This is a genomic window from Nocardia sp. NPDC052566, from assembly GCF_044547285.1.
In the GTDB taxonomy this organism is placed as follows: Bacteria; Actinomycetota; Actinomycetes; order Mycobacteriales; family Mycobacteriaceae; genus Nocardia.
Window position 1 is genome coordinate 195,687 of sequence record NZ_JBIUAF010000008.1, and the last position, 17,684, is coordinate 213,370.

Below are 17,684 nucleotides of genomic sequence, written 5' to 3' on the forward strand. Positions count from 1 at the left end.
GTCAGCGCGCCCGATAGTCGGCGCGCATCGACGGATCCAAATGCTCGGTGGCATAGCTCAATGCGGTGCGGCCGAGGTCCGCGGCATGCCGCTCCAGGAAGCCGATGAGCAGTCGCTGATCGACGCGCTTGCCCACCTCGCGCAGCATCCAGCCGAGCGCCTTCTGAATCAGGTCACGACGATCATCGAGCAGGCGTTCGCCGAGCTCGAAGGTCGTCGACGCATCGCCCGCCTTGATGAACGCGAAGGTGGAAAGCAGCGCGACGCGCCGTTCCCACAGCGAATTCGCCTGGGCCAATTCGAAGAGCAGATCGCGGGGACGGTCGAGCAGCCACGGCCCGAGCACGTTCTCGGCGGAGGCGTCGACCAGATCCCAGTTGTTGACCCGGCCGCGGCGCACCGCAGCGAGATAGAGGTCGACCATCTCCGACTGCGCCGCGACATCGCACGTCTTCGGTTTGCTCGCGTGCGCGAATCGGGTGTTCAGGATGATCAGCGCCGCGAGCCGCTCCTCGTGCACCGCGCTGTCGAGTAGCTCATCGATCTGGTCGAGCGGAAGGGCCGCAAAGCGTTTCGCGATCGAACGGGTGACAGGGACGCGCACGCCGACGAAGACATCGCCCTCGCCGTACTCACCGGGACCGGTCTTGAAGAACCGCTGCAGATGGATGGCGTCGGCCGCATCGGCGACCTCGGCCAGCGCCGCGCGCACGTCCCTGGCCGTCGGATTCTTCCCGGTCATCGAGCGAACCTCCTTTTCGGCGTTGGCGATTCAGCGTCGGGTTGACGAATTCGCTACTGGGCGCCCAGAATCCGGCCCGATTCGAATGCCGCCGCACTACTGGGCAATACGCCGGGACGGCCGCTGTTCAGCACCCGCACCTCACCGTTGCCCGTGCTCGGGCGGCCGAGCGCGTCCATGCGCCGAATGGTTTGCGCGGCAACAGCTTGCGCGCTGTCGAAGAGCCGGACACCGTCGGGCAGCGCGGCGACGATGGCATCGATCACCAGCGGATAGTGCGTACAGCCGAGGACGACGCCCTCCACCCCGTCGGGCGACTGCTCGACCGCGCGCACGATGGATTCCTTGGCCGCCACCAGATCACCGCGATCGATCGCGTCCGCCAGGCCGTGACATGCGACGCCGACCACCTGCGCGTCGCCGCCGAAGCGGGCGATCAGATCCGCCTGATACCGGCTCGCGGTCGTGGCCGCGGTGGCCCACACGGCGACCGAACCGCATACGGCGGCAGCGGGTTTGATCGCGGGCACGGTGCCGATCACCGGAACGTCCGGCCCGACCTCGGCACGCACCTGGTCGAGCGCGGTGACGCTCGCGGTGTTGCACGGGACGACGATGACCTCGGCGCCGAGTTCGACGGAGGTGCGCGCGGTGCCGACCACCCGATCGATCAGCCACTCCTCGGACTTGGGCCCCCACGGCGCGTTGTCCGGATCCAATTGCAGCAGCAGATCCACATCGGGACGCAGTTTGCGCAGCCATGCCGCGGTCGGCAGCAGGCCGAGACCCGAATCTATGAGCGCGACGATCACCCACCCACCGTATTACAGCGCGCGCCCGGATCATGCACGGCGGGGAACACCACCGTTCGCGGATCAGCTCGTGGTCAGCACCTCGGCGAGGGGCGCGGCCGCGGCGATCTTGGCGCGCGCCTTCATGACCTGGGCGGTCATACCGGCACCGACGACGCCGGTGAGCGAGCCGTGCTTGGCGTAGAAGGCGAGGAATTTGCGGCCGTCGTCGAAGGTGAGGCTGACGTCGTCGTCGGCGGCCGGTGTGCCGAGCGCCTGGATCTTCACGTCGTACTGGTCGCTCCAGAAGTACGGGACCCGCGCCAGGGTCGGCGGTTCGGCGCCCAGCAACGCGCAGGCGAGCAGCTTGGCCTGCTCTCCCGCGTTGGTCCAGTGCTCGACCCGCTTGCGTACCCCGGTGTCGTGCAGCCACGCCGCGACGTCACCGACGGCCCAGACCCCGTCGACGGAGGTGCGGCCGACCTCGTCGGCGACCACCCCGCCACCCTCGGCCGGGTCGGCGAGCTCGATACCGGACCCGGCGAGCCATTCGGTCACCGGTCGCGAGCCGACGCCGATGACGACCAGGTCGACGGCCACCTCGGTGCCGTCGGACAGCCGCGCACCGCGCACCCGGTCGGTCTTGTCGGCGACGAAGGTGTCCAGGCCCGTGCCGCAGCGCAGATCGACGCCCTCCGCCACATGCATCCTGGCGATCAGCGCGCCGACCTGTTCGCCGAGCACACCGGCCAGCGGCGCCTGCTGCGGTTCGACGAGCACCACGTCGACGCCGCGCGCACGGAAGCTCGCGGCGAGCTCGCAGCCGATGAATCCGGCGCCGACCACGAGTGCCCTACTCGCCGTGGTCAATTCGCCGCGCAGCGCGCTGGCGTCGGCGTGCCCGCGCAGCACGTGCACACCGCCGAGATCGGGCAGGCCCGGCAGCCGCCGCGGCCGCAGGCCGGTCGCGATGATCAGCTGGGCGTAGTCGAGCGCCGTGCCGTCGGCCAGCCGCAGCGTGCGCGCCGCGGCGTCCACGCCGACCGCTTCGGCGCCGAGCCACAGATCGATGCGCTTGTCGGCGAAGAATTCGGCCGGGCGCAGCGTGGTGTCGTCGGTCTCGCCACGGACGAACTGCTTGGACAGCGGCGGGCGATCGTACGGCGGGCGGGATTCGTCGCCGAGCAGCGTCAGCGCACCGTCGTAACCCGCGCGCCGCAACTCCTCGGCGGTGCGCAGGCCCGCCAGGCCCGCACCGACGATCACGATCGGGGCTGCGTTCTGTGAAGACGACACGAGCCTCACCCTAACGTCTGCTTGGTTCGCTTCCATAGTGAGGCGCGCCACTCGAATCGCGCGGGTGAATGCCGCGCAATCGTGTCCGATCCGAGATTGATCGGGCGGTCAATCAGGAGTAGACCGAGAGTACGAACATACCCAGAGCCCAAGGAGGCATACATGTTCACCGACAGCCGCGCACAGCACTTGGTGGTCACCGTGCTTGGCATCTTCACCGCCCTGTCCCCGATCTGGGTCACGCACAACGACAAGACCATGTGGACCCTGGTCGTGCTCGGCGTGCTCATCGCCCTCGCCGGCCTCGTGCAGCTCAGCCGGTCCCTCGGCGCGACGGCCGACTACGCGATCGGCGTACTCGGCGCGCTGTTGTTCATCTCTCCCTGGGGAATGGACTTCGCGGACACCTACCGGAGCGCATCCTGGACAGCATGGGTAGTCGGAGTGGTGACGGTGGTGGCGGCCCTCGCGTCGCTGCCGATGGTGTCGGGTCGTCTGGACAAGATGGTCCCGCATCACTGATGCAGATGCCGAAACCCCGGGCGGGGCGTCGCCGGAGCGCGAAAGTCGACGGCGACGCCCGTCAGCTCATCCTCGATGCCGCCGAAAAGCTTTTCGCGGCACAGGGATTCGATGCCACGGCGACCGCCGCCATCGCGGCGGGCGCCGCGGTGCCGAAAGGTCTTGTCTTCTACTACTTCCCGACCAAGGATGCGATCCTGTCGGCACTGATGGCCGAACGGATCCCGGCGCAGCCGATCGACGATATCGGCACGGTGGTCGCGCCGGGCGATCCGGCCAAGAGCCTGGTCAATCTCGATGCCGCGCTCAATCTCCGCGACCACCATTCCTCGGTGCTCCGCGTCATCATGTGGCGCGAGGCCGACACCCATCCCGATGTCCGGCGGCAGCTGCGGCGGCTGCGCGATCAACTGCTCGACGTAACCGCGCGGGTATTGCAGGCCAGCGCACCGGATCCGGTGCGGCCGGGCACCATTCGCGCCTGCGCGGCCGCCTGGGTCTCGGCGATGTTCGCCATCGCGAGCACCGACCGCCTGCACGCGCTCGACGGCGTGCCGATCCCGACGACCGATGACATCCTCAATGTCGCGCAGGTGGTCGCCGCCGGCATGACCCAGCTGGGCTGAACCATCGACCAGTAGTTGTGCACATCCCCGGAGTTGTCCACATTCGGCGGATCGGCGCTGGTGGCGAGCCTTGCGCGGTCCGAGGATCGCAGTATGGATGCACCGCAACCGATCTCGACGGGACTGTCTCCGGTCGAACTGCACAGGCTGTGCCGCCGGGGTGTATGGCGGCGGCTGCGCGACCACCCCGGCGCCGCGCTCAGCGCGGAGGGGCGGCATCTGCTGCTCGTACTCGAGGTCGCCGAGACGATGGCCGATACCGATGTGGCGAGCCACTGTTCGGCGACCGTGCTGCTCGGACTGCCCGGCTGGTCGGCCCGGCTCGGGCGCGTGCACCTGACCAGGATCACCACCAACGGAGGATTCATGAGCAGGCACGTCGTCGTGCATTCGGCGCGGATCGAACCGGACGAGATCCAGACCGTCAACGGGATACCGGTCACCACACCGCCGCGCACCGTCATCGATATCGCCCGCTGGGAGGGTTTCGAACACGCCGTCGTGGTCGGCGACGCGGCACTCAACCGTGGGCTGACCACCTCGGCGGAACTGCGCGAGCACCTGCGCCGTGCCGAACACCGCCCCGGCTATCGCAAGGCGGAGCGGGTGGTCGGCTTCCTCGACGGGCGCAGCGCGAGCGTCGGCGAATCGCGCAGCCGGGTGGCGATCCATCGCGGCGGACTGCCCGCACCGGAACTGCACGCGCACGTCTTCGCCGCGGGCGGCGCGCACCTCGGTCAGGTCGACTTCCTGTTCGCCGAGCTGGGCGTGATCGGTGAATTCGATCGAGCGGGCCTGGACCAGAACGGATTACCCCGGATCGGGGCCGACCCGATCGTGAAGATTCCGGAGGCCGCGCTGCGCGCGCTCGGATGGTGCGTCGTCCGGTGGAGCTGGGACGATCTCGACGAGCCCGACGAGCTGATCCACCGCCTGCGCGCGGCCGCCGAGCGGGCCGGGCACCTGCGGCGGACCGGGCACTGGCGCGCGAGCCCGAAGACATGAACCGACCGCCACCGGCTCCGGGCCTCGGCGGGCAAACCCCCTCCCCCTGCCTGTCCGCTCCGAGAAGCCCGGACGGCGCGCGGCGCCGCTCTGATAGCGGCGCCGCGCGCTCCCCCCTAACCGCCGGTCACCTTCGCGATGATCGCCCGCGACACGGTGGCCGGAACCTCCGCGTACGAGTCGAACACCATCGAGAAGTTCGCCCGGCCCTGGGTTTTCGACCGCAGGTCACCGATGTAGCCGAACATCTCCGACAGCGGAACCAGCGCCTCGACCACCCGGGCGCCCGCGCGCTCGGACATGGCGTGCACGTGACCACGGCGCGAGTTCAGGTCGCCGATCACCTCACCGAGGTAGGCCGCCGGGGTGACCGCCTCGACCCGCATGATCGGCTCCAGCAGCACCGGACCCGCCAGCGCGATCGCCTCCCGCACCGCCTGCGCGGCGGCGGTGCGGAACGCGAGCTCGGACGAATCCTTCACGTGCGCACCGCCGTCGAGCAGGATCACCCTCAGGTTCACCAGCGGATATCCGGCGAGCACACCACTCTGGGTCGCGTCCTGCGCACCGGCGTCCACCGCGGGAATGAACTCCCTCGGCACCCGGCCACCGGTCACCCTGCTCTCGAATTCGTAGCTCGCGCCGTCCGCGCCCGCGAACGGCTGCACCGCGATCACCACCTTGGCGAACTGGCCCGAACCACCCGACTGCTTGCGATGGGTGTATTCGAACCGGGGTACCGCTGTGGTGATCGTCTCGCGGTAGGCCACCTGCGGCTTGCCGACATTGGCCACGACCTTGAACTCGCGCTCCATCCGGTCCACCAGGATGTCCAGATGCAACTCGCCCATGCCGCCGATCACGGTCTGCCCGGTCTCCGGATCCAGGTGCACCGAGAAGGTCGGATCCTCCTCGGCGAGCAGCCGGATCGCGGTGCCGAGCCGATCCTGATCCGAGGCCGTCCTCGGCTCGATGGCGACCTCGAGCACCGGCGCGGGGAACGTCATCGACTCCAGCACGATCTGGTCCCGCGGATCGCACAGGGTGTCACCGGTTGTCGTCTCCTTCAGGCCGATCACGGCACAGATGTGCCCCGCCCGTGCCTGAGCGATGGGGTTCTCCTTGTTGGAGTGCATCTGGAACAGCTTGCCCAAACGCTCCTTTCGTCCCCTGGTCGAATTGATCACCGCGGTGCCGGGTTCGGCGACGCCGGAGTACACGCGCAGGTAGGTGAGCTTGCCGAAGAACGGGTGCACCGCGACCTTGAACGCCAAGGCCGCGAACGGCTCGTCGACGCTCGCGGCGCGACGCACGACCGTCGTCTCGTCACCCGGCAGGTGCCCCTCGGCGCCGCCGGAATCCAATGGCGTCGGCAGATAGTCGATTACCGCGTCGAGCAGGGGCTGCACGCCCTTGTTCTTGAACGCCGAACCGCACAGCACCGGATAGGCCACCGATTCGACGGTCATCCTGCGCACCGCGCCCTTGAGCTCCGCGACCGAAATATCCACTCCGGCAACGAACTTCTCCAGCACGACCTCATCGAAGGCGGCGACGAGCTCGAGCAGTTCCGCACGCGCGGCCTCGGCCCGCGGACGCAACGCGGCCGGGATCTCGACGATCTCGTAGCGCTCGCCATGTGCCGACGCGTCGCGCCAGACCAGCGCGCGCATCTCGAGCAGGTCGACGACGCCCTCGAACGACTCCTCGGCACCGATCGGCAGCTGCAGCACAATGGGTGCCGCGCCGAGCCGTTGCCGCAGGGTGCGGACGGTGAAGTCGAAGTCCGCGCCGATCTTGTCCATCTTGTTGACGAAGCAGATGCGCGGCACCGCGTATCGATCGGCCTGCCGCCACACCTGCTCCGACTGTGGTTCGACACCCTCCTTGGCATCGAAGACCGCGACCGCGCCGTCGAGTACCCGCAGCGAACGCTCCACCTCGACGGTGAAGTCGACGTGGCCGGGCGTGTCGATGATGTTGATCTGGTGGTCTTTCCAGAAACAGGTCGTCGCGGCCGAGGCGATGGTGATGCCGTGCTCCTGCTCCTGCGGCATGCGGTCCATCGTCGCGTTGCCGTCGTGCACCTCACCGAGCTTGTAGGTGACACCGGTGTAGAACAGGATTCGTTCGGTGGTCGTCGTCTTGCCCGCATCGATATGCGCCATGATCCCGATATTCCGGACGCGGCCGAGATTCGCGAGCACACCTCTGGTCATGGGAATCCCCCACTCCATCAACTAGTTTCGTCTACGAGGGACGCTCGTCTAGTTGAGGCGTTCCGCTACGGCACGAGCGTCGTGACACGCGGCGCCGACACGCGCCGGTGGACGCTATGCCGAGGGTTGCCGCGAATGCGGACGTGCGGAAATCATGCCTCCATGTGTACCGGACGCCCGGTCCGCTGTCGAGGTGAATATGCCGAAAACGTCTTCCCTGCCGCCGCTTTCACCACAGAATGTGCGCCATGGATGCCGACTTCGCCGAACTCCAGACCCCCACCCTGTCCCGCCCGGAACGGATCGGGCTCTCCCCCGCGGCACGAGCCATCGTCGGCCAACTCGACACCGCCTTCCACCGGGCCGTCGACTCGGCACAATCCGTGCCACCACCCGGCGACGAACCACAGCCCGTGACACGGCACACGAAACCCCAGAGCGACCCTCGCACCGGTGTCGACGTGCACCTGGTGATGCGCCTTCTGATGGCCAGCCACGACCTGCAGGCCGCGGCCATCACTACCGAATCCGGCGACACCACCCCCGACGATCTGGTTCGCGCCGCCCGCACCACCCGCCTCGCCGCCGTAGACCTCGTCTCCGCCTGGTACGGCGGCGGCGACCAAATGCGCCAATACGCCGAAGCCCTCCTCGCCGCCGCCAAATCCCCCTAACCCCAACCCATTACGGCGCCGCCCCCGCGGCGCCGTTCCTCGGCACCCTTCGGCGACCTTCTCGCCGACCGTCGATATCATCGACGGCTGCCACACTCTCTTCATCAATGGCCGAGCCGACCGGTTCGTACGATTGATGATTTGATCTACCTGCGAAAAGGTGGGGTGCTCACAGGGTTTCGGGGTTATCGTCAGGGTGAGGGTCTCGCGTGGTGCGGGGTACCCGTTGCCGTGCAGACACCCTCGTGTCATACACACCGGCAAGCCAAGGGGGCTCCACTGTGGCGAAGGCGAAGTTCGACCGGACGAAGCCTCACGTCAACATCGGCACTATCGGTCATGTTGACCACGGCAAGACCACGCTGACCGCGGCGATCACCAAGGTCCTAGCGGAGAAATATCCGAAGCTGAACGCGATGTCGCCGTTCGACGCGATCGACAAGGCGCCGGAGGAGAAGGCGCGTGGGATCACGATCAATATCGCGCACGTCGAGTACCAAACGGAGCGAAGGCATTACGCGCACGTCGATGCGCCGGGCCACGCGGACTACGTGAAGAACATGATCACCGGTGCGGCGCAGATGGACGGCGCCATCCTGGTGGTCGCCGCGACCGATGGGCCGATGCCGCAGACCCGCGAGCACGTGCTGCTCGCCCGTCAGGTCGGCGTGCCCTACATCCTGGTCGCGCTGAACAAGGCCGATATGGTCGACGACGAGGAGATCCTCGAACTGGTCGAACTCGAGGTCAGGGATCTGCTGGCTTCCCAGGAGTTCGACGAGGACGCGCCGATCGTCCGGGTCTCGGGACTCAAAGCGCTGGAAGGCGATCCGGCGTGGATCGAGACCATCTTCGAGCTACTCGACGCCGTCGACGAGTCGATTCCGGAACCGGTGCGCGAGATCGATAAGCCGTTCCTGATGCCCATCGAGGACGTCGTCACCATCACCGGCCGCGGCACCGTGGTCACCGGCCGCGTCGACCGTGGCGTGATCAAGGTGAACGACGAGGTCGAGATCGTCGGCATCCGCGACAAGCGCATCAAGACCCACGTCACCGGCGTCGAGATGTTCCACAAACTCCTCGACCAGGGCCAGGCGGGCGATGCCGTCGGCCTGCTGCTGCGCGGTGTCAAACGCGAGGACGTGGAACGCGGCCAGGTGGTGGTGAAGCCGGGATCCATTACCCCGCACACCGAATTCGAAGGCCAGGTCTACATCCTGGCCAAGGACCAGGGCGGCCGCCACACCCCGTTCTTCAACAACTACCGCCCCCAGTTCTACTTCCGCACCACCGACGTCACCGGCGTGGTCACCCTCCCCAAGGGCACCGAAATGGTCATGCCAGGCGACAACACCGAAATGTCCGTCAAACTCATCCAACCCATCGCCATGGAAGAAGGCCTCCGCTTCGCCATCCGCGAAGGCGGCCGCACCGTAGGCGCAGGCCGCGTCACCAAGATCCTGAAGTAAGCCAACATGAAAGGGCCGCTCCCCGGAGCGGCCCTTTCATCTACGAATGTTCCGCACTACCAACCCTCGACACCTCCACTGTGGTATGCGTTTCCACCGGGCTCTCAGTCCGTCGCCTTCGGGTGTCCGGCGCCTGCGAAGGTAACCCACGCGGTGCGCTTATCATCGTCGATCAGATACCAGATGCGACCGCCGCTGGTCACCTCGTACTGCCAACGCTCGAGAGTGCCGCCCTTCCAAACTCCCGAGCCTAGTGAGCCTTTCAGCCGGTGCTGCCGATCCGGATTCGACGATGACCGTGGATCGGAACGGATCGCCTCGAAGGCACGCCGCAGGTTGGCAGGCGCCTGCTTTGCCAATATCTCCCATCCGATGGTCGATTCAGTTGTGGCGAAGCGGATTTCGAACTCTTCGCCCACCGCGGGCGGTGCGGCGCGGTCGCCCCGCTTCGGACTCACCGGTCAGGTTCTTCCGGATCGGGCGCGGGGACCGGTCCGAAATCACCGTCCGGCTCGCGAGTAACCATCTCCAGCAGGGTTGGATCAGCGTAGATCTCGGCGCTGTGACGCCACTGGGTTAGCAGAGTGGCCACAGGAGCGAGATTCTCCAACGCCGCCGCTCCTTGCGACACCGCAACGAGTTCGACCAGGAACTGATCGATGTCGGCAGTCGGCAGGAACGTCACCCACGGAACGGCGTCGGGTAACGCATCCCGGACCGCGTCCACACCGAGACGCCGGACCAGTCCGGCGAGGAGCCGGGCCGTGAAGTCTACGACCACTCCCTCGGCATCCAACTGCTCGACGCGCATCAGCGCCAGATCACCGGCATCGCGACGACGGAGCCGCAAGGCACGGACCTGATCGAGAAGCCCAGCGGTAACAGCCGGCCTGTGTAGCAGGTCGCTGAAGGGGACGACGTCGTAGGCGGCGCTCATAACATCCACACTACCTTGGATGTCAGAGGAGTCATAGACGCGACCCTGAAACGCCGAACGGCGCCGACCCTTTCGGGGCGACGCCGTTCGGTGTCAGTGATTCAGGAAATCACTTGATGATCTTCGTGACGCGACCGGCGCCGACGGTGCGGCCACCCTCGCGGATCGCGAAGCGCAGACCCTCGTCCATGGCGACCGGCTGGATCAGCTTGACGGACATCTCGGTGTTGTCACCGGGCATGACCATCTCGGTGCCCTCGGGCAGGGTCACAACGCCCGTCACGTCAGTCGTACGGAAGTAGAACTGCGGACGGTAGTTGTTGAAGAACGGGGTGTGGCGGCCGCCCTCGTCCTTCGACAGGATGTACGCCTGGCCCTCGAACTCGGTGTGCGGGGTGGTGGTGCCCGGCTTGATGACGACCTGGCCGCGCTCCACGTCCTCGCGCTTGATGCCACGGACCAGCAGGCCGACGTTGTCGCCCGCCTGGCCGTTGTCGAGCAGCTTGCGGAACATCTCGATACCGGTGACCGTGGTCTTGGTCGAGGTCGGGCGAATGCCGACGATCTCGACTTCCTCGTTCACGTTGATGATGCCGCGCTCGATACGACCGGTGACGACGGTGCCACGACCGGTGATCGTGAAGACGTCCTCGACCGGCATCAGGAACGGCTTGTCGGTCTCACGGACCGGCTCCGGGATGGACTCGTCGACGGCGGCCATCAGGTCCAGCACCGACTGGGTCCACTTCGGGTCGCCCTCGAGCGCCTTCAGACCGGAGACGCGCACGACCGGCGCATCCTCGTCGAACTCCTGGGAAGCCAGCAGTTCACGGACCTCCATCTCGACGAGCTCGAGGATTTCCTCGTCGTCGACCATGTCCGACTTGTTCAGCGCGACCAGGATGTAGGGCACGCCGACCTGACGGGCGAGCAGCACGTGCTCGCGGGTCTGCGGCATCGGGCCGTCGGTGGCCGCGACCACGAGGATGGCGCCGTCCATCTGCGCCGCACCGGTGATCATGTTCTTGATGTAGTCGGCGTGACCCGGGGCGTCGACGTGCGCGTAGTGGCGCTTCTCCGTCTGGTACTCGACGTGGGAGATGTTGATCGTGATACCACGAGCCTTCTCTTCCGGCGCCTTGTCGATCTGATCGAACGCGAACGCGGCGTTCAGATCCGGGTACTTGTCAGCCAGCACCTTGGTGATCGCTGCGGTCAGCGTGGTCTTGCCGTGGTCGACGTGACCGATGGTGCCGATGTTGACGTGCGGCTTCGTCCGCTCGAACTTCGCCTTCGCCACTTGGTGTCCTCCTGGACTTGTTGGTGCGTGCAGTTGCAGCAGTGCGGTTTATTTATGGGGTCGTACTGACGCCCGGCTGATGGGGGCAAGTGTGTCACCTGCCCCCGATCGGTATTACTCGCCGGTCGCCTTGGCGATGATCTCCTTCGACACGTTGGCCGGAACCTCCGCGTACGAGTCGAACACCATCGAGAAGTTCGCCCGGCCCTGGGTCTTCGACCGCAGATCGCCGATGTAACCGAACATCTCAGAGAGCGGAACCAGCGCCTTGACGACACGGGCACCACTGCGTTCCTCCATGGCCTGAATCTGGCCACGGCGGGAGTTCAGGTCGCCGATCACATCGCCCATGTACTCCTCGGGCGTGGTGACCTCGACCGCCATCAGCGGCTCGAGAATCACCGGACCGGCCTTGCGGGCCGCTTCCTTCAGTGCCTGCGAACCGGCGATCTTGAACGCCATCTCCGAGGAGTCGACGTCGTGGTAAGCGCCGTCGAGCAGGATCACCTTCAGGTTGACCAGCGGGTAACCGGCGAGCACACCGTACTGCATGGCGTCCTGCGCACCGGCGTCCACCGAAGGGATGTACTCACGCGGAACGCGGCCACCGGTGACCTTGTTCTCGAACTCGTAGGTCGCGCCGTCCTCGCCCTTGAAGGGCTCGACAGCGATGATGACCTTCGCGAACTGGCCCGAGCCACCGGTCTGCTTCTTGTGCGTGAACTCGAGCTTCTCGACCGGCTTGGTGATCGTCTCGCGGTAGGCCACCTGCGGCTTGCCGATGTTGGCCTCGACCTTGAATTCGCGCTTCATCCGGTCGACGTAGATGTCGAGCTGGAGCTCGCCCATGCCGCCGATGACGGTCTGGCCGGTCTCCTGGTCCAGCTTCACGTTGAAGGTGGGGTCCTCCTCCGCGAACTTCTGGATCGCGGTGCCCAGCTTCTCCTGGTCGGCCTTGGTCTTCGGCTCGATCGCGACCTCGATGACCGGGTCCGGGAAGGTCATGGACTCCAGGACGATCTGGTTCTGCGGATCGCACAGGGTGTCACCGGTGGTGGTGTCCTTCAGGCCGATGACCGCGTAGATGTGGCCGGCCTGGGCCTCGGCGACCGGGTTCTCCTTGTTGGAGTGCATCTGGAACAGCTTGCCCAGACGCTCCTTCTTGCCCTTGGTCGAGTTGATGACCTGGGCGCCGGAGTCGACCTTGCCCGAGTACACCCGGACGTAGGTCAGCTTGCCGAAGAACGGGTGCGTCGCAACCTTGAACGCCAGAGCCGCGAAGGGCTCGTCGACGCTCGCCTTGCGGTGGATGATCTCGTCTTCCTTGTTCGGAACGTGACCATCGGTGCCACCGTCGTCCAGCGGGGTCGGCAGGTAGTCGATGACGGCGTCGAGCATGGGCTGCACGCCCTTGTTCTTGAACGCCGAACCGCACAGCACCGGGTAGAGCTCGGAGTTGACGGTCATCTTGCGGATGGCGCCCTTGATCTCCTCGATCGAGAGCTCCTCGCCGCCGAAGAACTTCTCCAGCAGCGATTCGTCCGACTCGGCGACGGTCTCCAGCAGTTCCTGGCGGTACTGCTCGGCGCGATCCTTCAGATCGGCCGGGATCTCGACGACCTCGTAGTTCTCACCCAGCTTGGTCTCACCGCGCCAGACCTTCGCGTTCATCTCGACCAGGTCGACGATGCCCTCGAAGGTGTCCTCCGCGCCGATCGGCAGCTGGATGACCAGCGGCTTGGCACCGAGGCGGTCCTTGATGGTCTGCACGGTGAAGTAGAAGTCCGCACCCAGCTTGTCCATCTTGTTGACGAAGCAGATCCGCGGCACGTCGTACTTGTCGGCCTGACGCCACACCTGCTCCGACTGCGGCTCGACACCCTCTTTGCCGTCGAACACGGCGACGGCACCATCGAGCACGCGCAGCGAACGCTCCACCTCGACGGTGAAGTCGACGTGCCCGGGGGTGTCGATGATGTTGATCTGGTTGTCGTTCCAGTAGCAGGTGGTGGCGGCGGAGGTAATGGTGATACCCCGCTCCTGCTCCTGGGCCATCCAGTCCATGGTGGCCGCGCCGTCGTGGACCTCACCGATCTTGTACGTGATACCGGTGTAGAAGAGGATGCGTTCGGTAGTGGTGGTCTTACCGGCATCGATGTGGGCCATGATGCCGATATTGCGGACCTTGTTCAGGTCGGTGAGCACGTCCTGTGCCACGGAAATCTTCCCCGCTCGTAGCTAGTTGGGATCTTCGGGTAAGACCCTGTCGGGTCATCACTATGTCAACGCCGGAAGTGGCACCTGAGTGCCACACCGACTGTGTGCCTACCGGCGCCGACACAAGCGACGGGCCGGACGGCTATCACCAGCGGTAGTGCGCGAAGGCCCGGTTCGACTCGGCCATCTTGTGGGTGTCCTCGCGACGCTTCACCGAAGCGCCGAGGCCGTTGCTCGCGTCGAGCAGCTCGTTGGCGAGACGCTCGACCATCGTCTTCTCACGACGCGCGCGGGAGAAGTTGACCAGCCAGCGCAGCGCGAGGGTGTTGGCGCGGCCCGGACGGACCTCGACCGGCACCTGGTAGGTGGCGCCACCGACACGGCGGGGCTTGACCTCGAGAGAAGGCTTGACGTTGTCCAGCGCGCGCTTGAGGGTGACGACCGGATCGGTGCCGGTCTTCTCGCGCGCCTGCTCCAGCGCGCCGTAGACGATGCGCTCGGCGGTGGACTTCTTGCCGTCCAGCAGGATCTTGTTGACCAGCTGAGTAACCAGCGGCGAACCGTAGACCGGATCGTTGATCAGCGGACGCTTGGGTGCGGGGCCCTTGCGTGGCATATCAGCTCTTCTCCTTCTTGGCGCCGTAACGGCTGCGGGCCTGCTTGCGGTTCTTCACACCCTGGGTGTCGAGCGAGCCACGGATGATCTTGTAGCGGACACCGGGGAGGTCCTTCACACGACCGCCGCGAACGAGCACCATCGAGTGCTCCTGCAGGTTGTGGCCCTCACCCGGGATGTAAGCCGTGACCTCGACCGCGCTGGTCAGGCGAACGCGCGCGACCTTACGCAGCGCGGAGTTCGGCTTCTTCGGGGTCGTGGTGTACACGCGGGTGCACACGCCACGGCGCTGCGGGCTCCCCTTCAGGGCCGCAGTCTTGGTCTTGGCGACCTTGTCGCGGCGACCCTTGCGGACCAGCTGGTTGATGGTTGGCATAGACCGGCTTTCCTTATTAGTAACGCGGTGTCTGGAACTTCATGTCTTTGTAATCGAGCGTTAGCTCGCACGTCCGTCCACGTTTCTCGCGTCCCGAGGTCGGGCGTGTCGTGCGCGAAACAGGGTCCGAATTCCGGGCATGCCGGAAAGGCTCGGCCGCTTTCGCTGGCCTACGTTTGCTCACGAACTTGCCCGCATGCTTCCGGGCACAGCGATCCACGATACCCGCGGTCCCGACGGGGGGTCAAAGCGGGGTGGGTCGGACGCCCATCTACCTGGCCAGATTCAACGTGAGCTCGACGAGCTTCTTCGCGCCCGCGCACGGATCAGGATGACTGGAGCCCGCGCGGTAGTTGATCCACCATCCGACGATACCGCTGTCCGGCGCGCTGGCGCTGACCCCGCAGGAGTCGGGGTCGTTGGGGCGCTGGGTCTGCAGCGCGCGGCTGCCCTGCACGGTGACCGGCGTGGTGGTGTAGCCGAGCTTGTCGTTGGTGGTCTTCTCGTTGTTCAGCGAACCGATCTCGTACCAGTTCAGCGTGACCATGGCATCGCCGCCCGCGGCGCCCTGCACATCCCACATGCAGACCGCTCCGTAGAACGACGGCATGGCGAAGGCGCCCTTGGACACCGCCTCACCGATCTTGTCCATGGAGACGGCTTCGCATTCGCGCAGCAGCTTGTCGAATTTGGTGTTGACCGAGGCGCTCGCGCCCGCGGGCTGGGCGGTGCCGCTGACGGTGCGCCCGCAGCCGGACACCGAGGCGGCGCAGGCGAGCAGCGCGACCGCGGCGAGCACCTTGGCGTTGCGACGACGATTCATGCTGTCCTCCCCCTACCCGAGCCGCTGCACGGTCAGCTCGGCGAGCTTGCGCATCCGGTCACACGGGTTGCCGGTGGAACCGAATACTCCGAAGGTCATCGACCATTCGAAGAAATCGTCGTCGAGTTGCACGGCCAGGTCGCAGACCTGACCGTTCGGCTCCAGCGCCTGGAACCCCTTGCGGCCACCGACCTCGATGTCCTGCGGGTTGCGGCCCTGGGTGGACACCCATGCCTTCTCGCGCGCGATCGGGCTACCCCGGTAGGAGGCGAAAGTGACGCTGGCCGAACCGAAACCCGCCGACTGCCAGTTGCACCCGGTCGAGTTCTTGAACACCTGCGACACCTGCGGCAGCCCGGCCAGGTCGCGCACCTCGTCGTCTTTCACATGGCCGCACTCGCCGACGAAAGGGCCGAGCGAGGCGACCTTCGGCGGCGGGCGCAGCGGGGCACTCGTCGAATCGGAATCACCACCGGACCCACACGCCGACAGCATCAATGCCAAGGCCATTCCGGTGACGATGGCCGACGGGATCCGCATGCAACGAACTCTACTGTGCTGGATGGCGCCGCCTCCGGCGTCGCTGTTCGCGGCCCCCTGGTGTCTCGCGTCCGAGCGGCCGAGACTCGCGCCTTCGGCGCATGCGCTTCGGCCACTCGGACGCGAGACGGGCCGCGAACGTCGCTCGCAAAACTCGCTCCGTGGAAGTCGCGACGGCCACGACCAGAGCAGCGTTGCCAGGCCAACGATCAGTCGGATTCAGAGGTTGCCGCGCGCCTCCTGCTCGCGCTCGATGGCTTCGAACAGCGCCTTGAAGTTGCCCTTGCCGAAACCGAGCGAGCCGTGCCGCTCGATCAGTTCGAAGAAGACGGTCGGCCGGTCGACGAGCGGCTTGGTGAAGATCTGCAGCAGATAGCCGTCCTCGTCGCGGTCGACCAGGATGGCCCGCTTCTTGAGCTCCTCGACCGGGACGCGCACCTTGCCGATGCGGGCGCGCAGTTCCGGATCGTCGTAGTAGCTGTCCGGCGCGTCGAGGAATTCGATGCCCTCGGCGCGCAGCGCGTCGACACAGCCGAGGATGTCGCTGGTGGCCAGCGCGATGTGCTGGACGCCAGGCCCCTGATAGAACTCGAGGTACTCGTCGATCTGCGAGCGCTTCTTGCCGACGGCGGGCTCGTTGAGCGGGAACTTCACCCGATGATTGCCGTTCGCCACGACTTTGCTCATCAGCGCGGAGTATTCGGTGGCGATATCGTCGCCGACGAATTCCGCCATATTGGTGAAGCCCATGACCCGGCGGTAGAAGTCGACCCACTCGTCCATCTGGCCGAGCTCGACATTGCCCACCACGTGGTCGATCGCCTGGAACAGCCGGACCGGCGCGCCCTCGCGCGGCTGATAGCCGGCGCGGCGGGTGACATAGCCGGGCAGGTACGGGCCGTCGTAGCGGGAGCGGTCGACCAGGGTGTGCCTGGTCTCGCCGTAGGTGGCGATCGCGGCCGAGCGGACGGTGCCGAATTCGTCGGTCTCGTCGTGCGGCTCGACCAGGACGGTGGCGCCGTGCTCGCGGGCCCACTCGATGCAGCGGTCGACATCGGGCACCTCGAGCGCGATATCGACGACGCCGTCGCCGTGCTTGACGTGGTGGGGCACCAGCGGGCTCTGCGGATCCACCGCCCCCTTGATGACGAAACGCGCGCCGCCGCTGCGCAATACGTACGACTTGTGGTCGCGGTTGCCGGTCTCCGGACCGGCGTAGGCCTCCAGCCGCATGCCGAAGGCGGATTCGAGGAAGTGTGCCGTCTGTGTCGCGTTGCCGACTACCCAGACCAGCGCGTCCCAGCCGATGACCGGAAACGGATCGGCGCTCTCGTCGTGGTCCACCAGCCCGACCAGTTTGCGCAGTTCACCCTGGGTCGGCAGTTGCTCGATCGTCATGCACCAAGGTAATCGCCGCCCGGCCACAGTAGGCAACAGCGCGATTTTTGAGTAGGCACTGTGGCGAATTGGGCTAGCAAGTGGTCGGTAATGCTGGACAATTTGAATAGATATGAGCTGGACCACACAG

General features: G+C 66.3%; 18 protein-coding genes. 5 read left to right on the top strand and 13 right to left on the bottom strand.

Annotation, left to right across the window (positions count from 1 at the left end):
• Nucleotide 1: 1 nt before the first annotated feature.
• The 3 genes from ACIG5A_RS39160 to ACIG5A_RS39170 form a co-directional block, all read right to left on the bottom strand.
• Nucleotides 2–742, bottom strand: a complete 741-nt coding sequence (locus ACIG5A_RS39160; protein ID WP_397249766.1) for a DNA alkylation repair protein — start codon at nucleotides 740–742, stop codon at nucleotides 2–4.
• A gap of 53 nt (nucleotides 743–795) precedes the next feature.
• Nucleotides 796–1,554 carry a glutamate racemase gene (locus ACIG5A_RS39165; RefSeq protein ID WP_397249768.1) on the bottom strand — a complete coding sequence of 253 codons (759 nt, stop codon included), beginning with the start codon at nucleotides 1,552–1,554 and terminating at the stop codon, nucleotides 796–798.
• Between the two features lie 63 nt (nucleotides 1,555–1,617).
• Nucleotides 1,618–2,829, bottom strand: a complete 1,212-nt coding sequence (locus tag ACIG5A_RS39170; RefSeq protein ID WP_397249770.1) for an NAD(P)/FAD-dependent oxidoreductase — start codon at nucleotides 2,827–2,829, stop codon at nucleotides 1,618–1,620.
• 162 nt (nucleotides 2,830–2,991) lie between these two features.
• On the opposite strand from ACIG5A_RS39170, the gene ACIG5A_RS39175 reads away from it, so the two are divergent.
• The 3 genes from ACIG5A_RS39175 to ACIG5A_RS39185 all read left to right on the top strand — a co-directional run bounded on the left by ACIG5A_RS39175 (nucleotide 2,992) and on the right by ACIG5A_RS39185 (nucleotide 4,982).
• Nucleotides 2,992–3,351 carry an SPW repeat protein gene (locus ACIG5A_RS39175; protein ID WP_397249772.1) on the top strand — a complete coding sequence of 120 codons (360 nt, stop codon included), beginning with the start codon at nucleotides 2,992–2,994 and terminating at the stop codon, nucleotides 3,349–3,351.
• Entirely contained in the window at nucleotides 3,351–3,977 is a 627-nt protein-coding gene (locus ACIG5A_RS39180) for a TetR/AcrR family transcriptional regulator (protein WP_397249774.1), read from the top strand. Before ACIG5A_RS39175 ends, ACIG5A_RS39180 begins: the two co-directional genes overlap by 1 nt.
• A gap of 93 nt (nucleotides 3,978–4,070) precedes the next feature.
• Nucleotides 4,071–4,982, top strand: a complete 912-nt coding sequence (locus ACIG5A_RS39185) for a hypothetical protein (RefSeq protein ID WP_397249776.1) — start codon at nucleotides 4,071–4,073, stop codon at nucleotides 4,980–4,982.
• A 116-nt stretch (nucleotides 4,983–5,098) separates the two neighbouring features.
• On the opposite strand, the gene fusA (ACIG5A_RS39190) is transcribed toward ACIG5A_RS39185, so the two are convergent.
• Nucleotides 5,099–7,201 (bottom strand): elongation factor G, encoded by a 2,103-nt coding sequence (fusA, locus tag ACIG5A_RS39190; RefSeq protein WP_397249778.1) that lies wholly within the window; start codon nucleotides 7,199–7,201, stop codon nucleotides 5,099–5,101.
• Between the two features lie 248 nt (nucleotides 7,202–7,449).
• Here fusA (ACIG5A_RS39190) and ACIG5A_RS39195 point away from each other — a divergent pair, with 248 nt between their 5' ends.
• Together ACIG5A_RS39195 and tuf (ACIG5A_RS39200) are read left to right on the top strand one after the other, a co-directional pair.
• Nucleotides 7,450–7,875: a hypothetical protein gene (locus ACIG5A_RS39195; protein ID WP_397249780.1), complete on the top strand. Its 426-nt coding sequence runs from the start codon at nucleotides 7,450–7,452 to the stop codon at nucleotides 7,873–7,875.
• A 281-nt stretch (nucleotides 7,876–8,156) separates the two neighbouring features.
• Nucleotides 8,157–9,347: an elongation factor Tu gene (gene tuf / locus ACIG5A_RS39200; protein WP_397249782.1), complete on the top strand. Its 1,191-nt coding sequence runs from the start codon at nucleotides 8,157–8,159 to the stop codon at nucleotides 9,345–9,347.
• Nucleotides 9,348–9,451: 104 nt separating this feature from the next.
• Here tuf (ACIG5A_RS39200) and ACIG5A_RS39205 read toward each other — a convergent pair whose 3' ends face one another.
• The 9 genes from ACIG5A_RS39205 to hppD form a co-directional block, all read right to left on the bottom strand.
• Nucleotides 9,452–9,766, bottom strand: coding sequence for a hypothetical protein (locus tag ACIG5A_RS39205; protein WP_397249784.1), 315 nt, complete (start codon nucleotides 9,764–9,766; stop codon nucleotides 9,452–9,454).
• A gap of 35 nt (nucleotides 9,767–9,801) precedes the next feature.
• Nucleotides 9,802–10,284, bottom strand: a complete 483-nt coding sequence (locus tag ACIG5A_RS39210; protein WP_397249786.1) for a hypothetical protein — start codon at nucleotides 10,282–10,284, stop codon at nucleotides 9,802–9,804.
• A 109-nt stretch (nucleotides 10,285–10,393) separates the two neighbouring features.
• Nucleotides 10,394–11,584, bottom strand: a complete 1,191-nt coding sequence (gene tuf, locus ACIG5A_RS39215; RefSeq protein ID WP_397249788.1) for an elongation factor Tu — start codon at nucleotides 11,582–11,584, stop codon at nucleotides 10,394–10,396.
• A 114-nt stretch (nucleotides 11,585–11,698) separates the two neighbouring features.
• Nucleotides 11,699–13,801, bottom strand: a complete 2,103-nt coding sequence (gene fusA, locus ACIG5A_RS39220) for an elongation factor G (RefSeq protein WP_397249790.1) — start codon at nucleotides 13,799–13,801, stop codon at nucleotides 11,699–11,701.
• 145 nt (nucleotides 13,802–13,946) lie between these two features.
• Nucleotides 13,947–14,417 (bottom strand): 30S ribosomal protein S7, encoded by a 471-nt coding sequence (gene rpsG, locus ACIG5A_RS39225; RefSeq protein ID WP_014353063.1) that lies wholly within the window; start codon nucleotides 14,415–14,417, stop codon nucleotides 13,947–13,949.
• A gap of 1 nt (nucleotide 14,418) precedes the next feature.
• Nucleotides 14,419–14,793 (bottom strand): 30S ribosomal protein S12, encoded by a 375-nt coding sequence (gene rpsL / locus ACIG5A_RS39230; protein WP_014353064.1) that lies wholly within the window; start codon nucleotides 14,791–14,793, stop codon nucleotides 14,419–14,421.
• 271 nt (nucleotides 14,794–15,064) lie between these two features.
• On the bottom strand, nucleotides 15,065–15,616 hold the full coding sequence (locus tag ACIG5A_RS39235; protein WP_397249792.1) for a DUF3558 domain-containing protein: 552 nt from the start codon (nucleotides 15,614–15,616) through the stop codon (nucleotides 15,065–15,067).
• Nucleotides 15,617–15,628: 12 nt separating this feature from the next.
• Nucleotides 15,629–16,156, bottom strand: coding sequence for a DUF3558 domain-containing protein (locus ACIG5A_RS39240; RefSeq protein ID WP_397249794.1), 528 nt, complete (start codon nucleotides 16,154–16,156; stop codon nucleotides 15,629–15,631).
• A gap of 219 nt (nucleotides 16,157–16,375) precedes the next feature.
• On the bottom strand, nucleotides 16,376–17,554 hold the full coding sequence (gene hppD / locus ACIG5A_RS39245) for a 4-hydroxyphenylpyruvate dioxygenase (RefSeq protein ID WP_397249796.1): 1,179 nt from the start codon (nucleotides 17,552–17,554) through the stop codon (nucleotides 16,376–16,378).
• Nucleotides 17,555–17,684 lie beyond the last annotated feature (130 nt).

What these genes read in the sequence shown, in the direction of transcription:
- ACIG5A_RS39160 (WP_397249766.1), bottom strand. Translation starts at nt 742, where the DNA reads ATGACCGGGAAGAATCCGACGGCCAGGGACGTGCGCGCGGCGCTGGCC.
- ACIG5A_RS39175 (WP_397249772.1), top strand. Translation starts at nt 2,992, where the DNA reads ATGTTCACCGACAGCCGCGCACAGCACTTGGTGGTCACCGTGCTTGGC.
- ACIG5A_RS39180 (WP_397249774.1), top strand. Translation starts at nt 3,351, where the DNA reads ATGCAGATGCCGAAACCCCGGGCGGGGCGTCGCCGGAGCGCGAAAGTC.
- ACIG5A_RS39185 (WP_397249776.1), top strand. Translation starts at nt 4,071, where the DNA reads ATGGATGCACCGCAACCGATCTCGACGGGACTGTCTCCGGTCGAACTG.
- fusA (WP_397249778.1), bottom strand. Translation starts at nt 7,201, where the DNA reads ATGACCAGAGGTGTGCTCGCGAATCTCGGCCGCGTCCGGAATATCGGG.
- ACIG5A_RS39195 (WP_397249780.1), top strand. Translation starts at nt 7,450, where the DNA reads ATGGATGCCGACTTCGCCGAACTCCAGACCCCCACCCTGTCCCGCCCG.
- ACIG5A_RS39210 (WP_397249786.1), bottom strand. Translation starts at nt 10,284, where the DNA reads ATGAGCGCCGCCTACGACGTCGTCCCCTTCAGCGACCTGCTACACAGG.
- rpsG (WP_014353063.1), bottom strand. Translation starts at nt 14,417, where the DNA reads ATGCCACGCAAGGGCCCCGCACCCAAGCGTCCGCTGATCAACGATCCG.
- rpsL (WP_014353064.1), bottom strand. Translation starts at nt 14,793, where the DNA reads ATGCCAACCATCAACCAGCTGGTCCGCAAGGGTCGCCGCGACAAGGTC.
- ACIG5A_RS39235 (WP_397249792.1), bottom strand. Translation starts at nt 15,616, where the DNA reads ATGAATCGTCGTCGCAACGCCAAGGTGCTCGCCGCGGTCGCGCTGCTC.
- ACIG5A_RS39240 (WP_397249794.1), bottom strand. Translation starts at nt 16,156, where the DNA reads ATGCGGATCCCGTCGGCCATCGTCACCGGAATGGCCTTGGCATTGATG.
- hppD (WP_397249796.1), bottom strand. Translation starts at nt 17,554, where the DNA reads ATGACGATCGAGCAACTGCCGACCCAGGGTGAACTGCGCAAACTGGTC.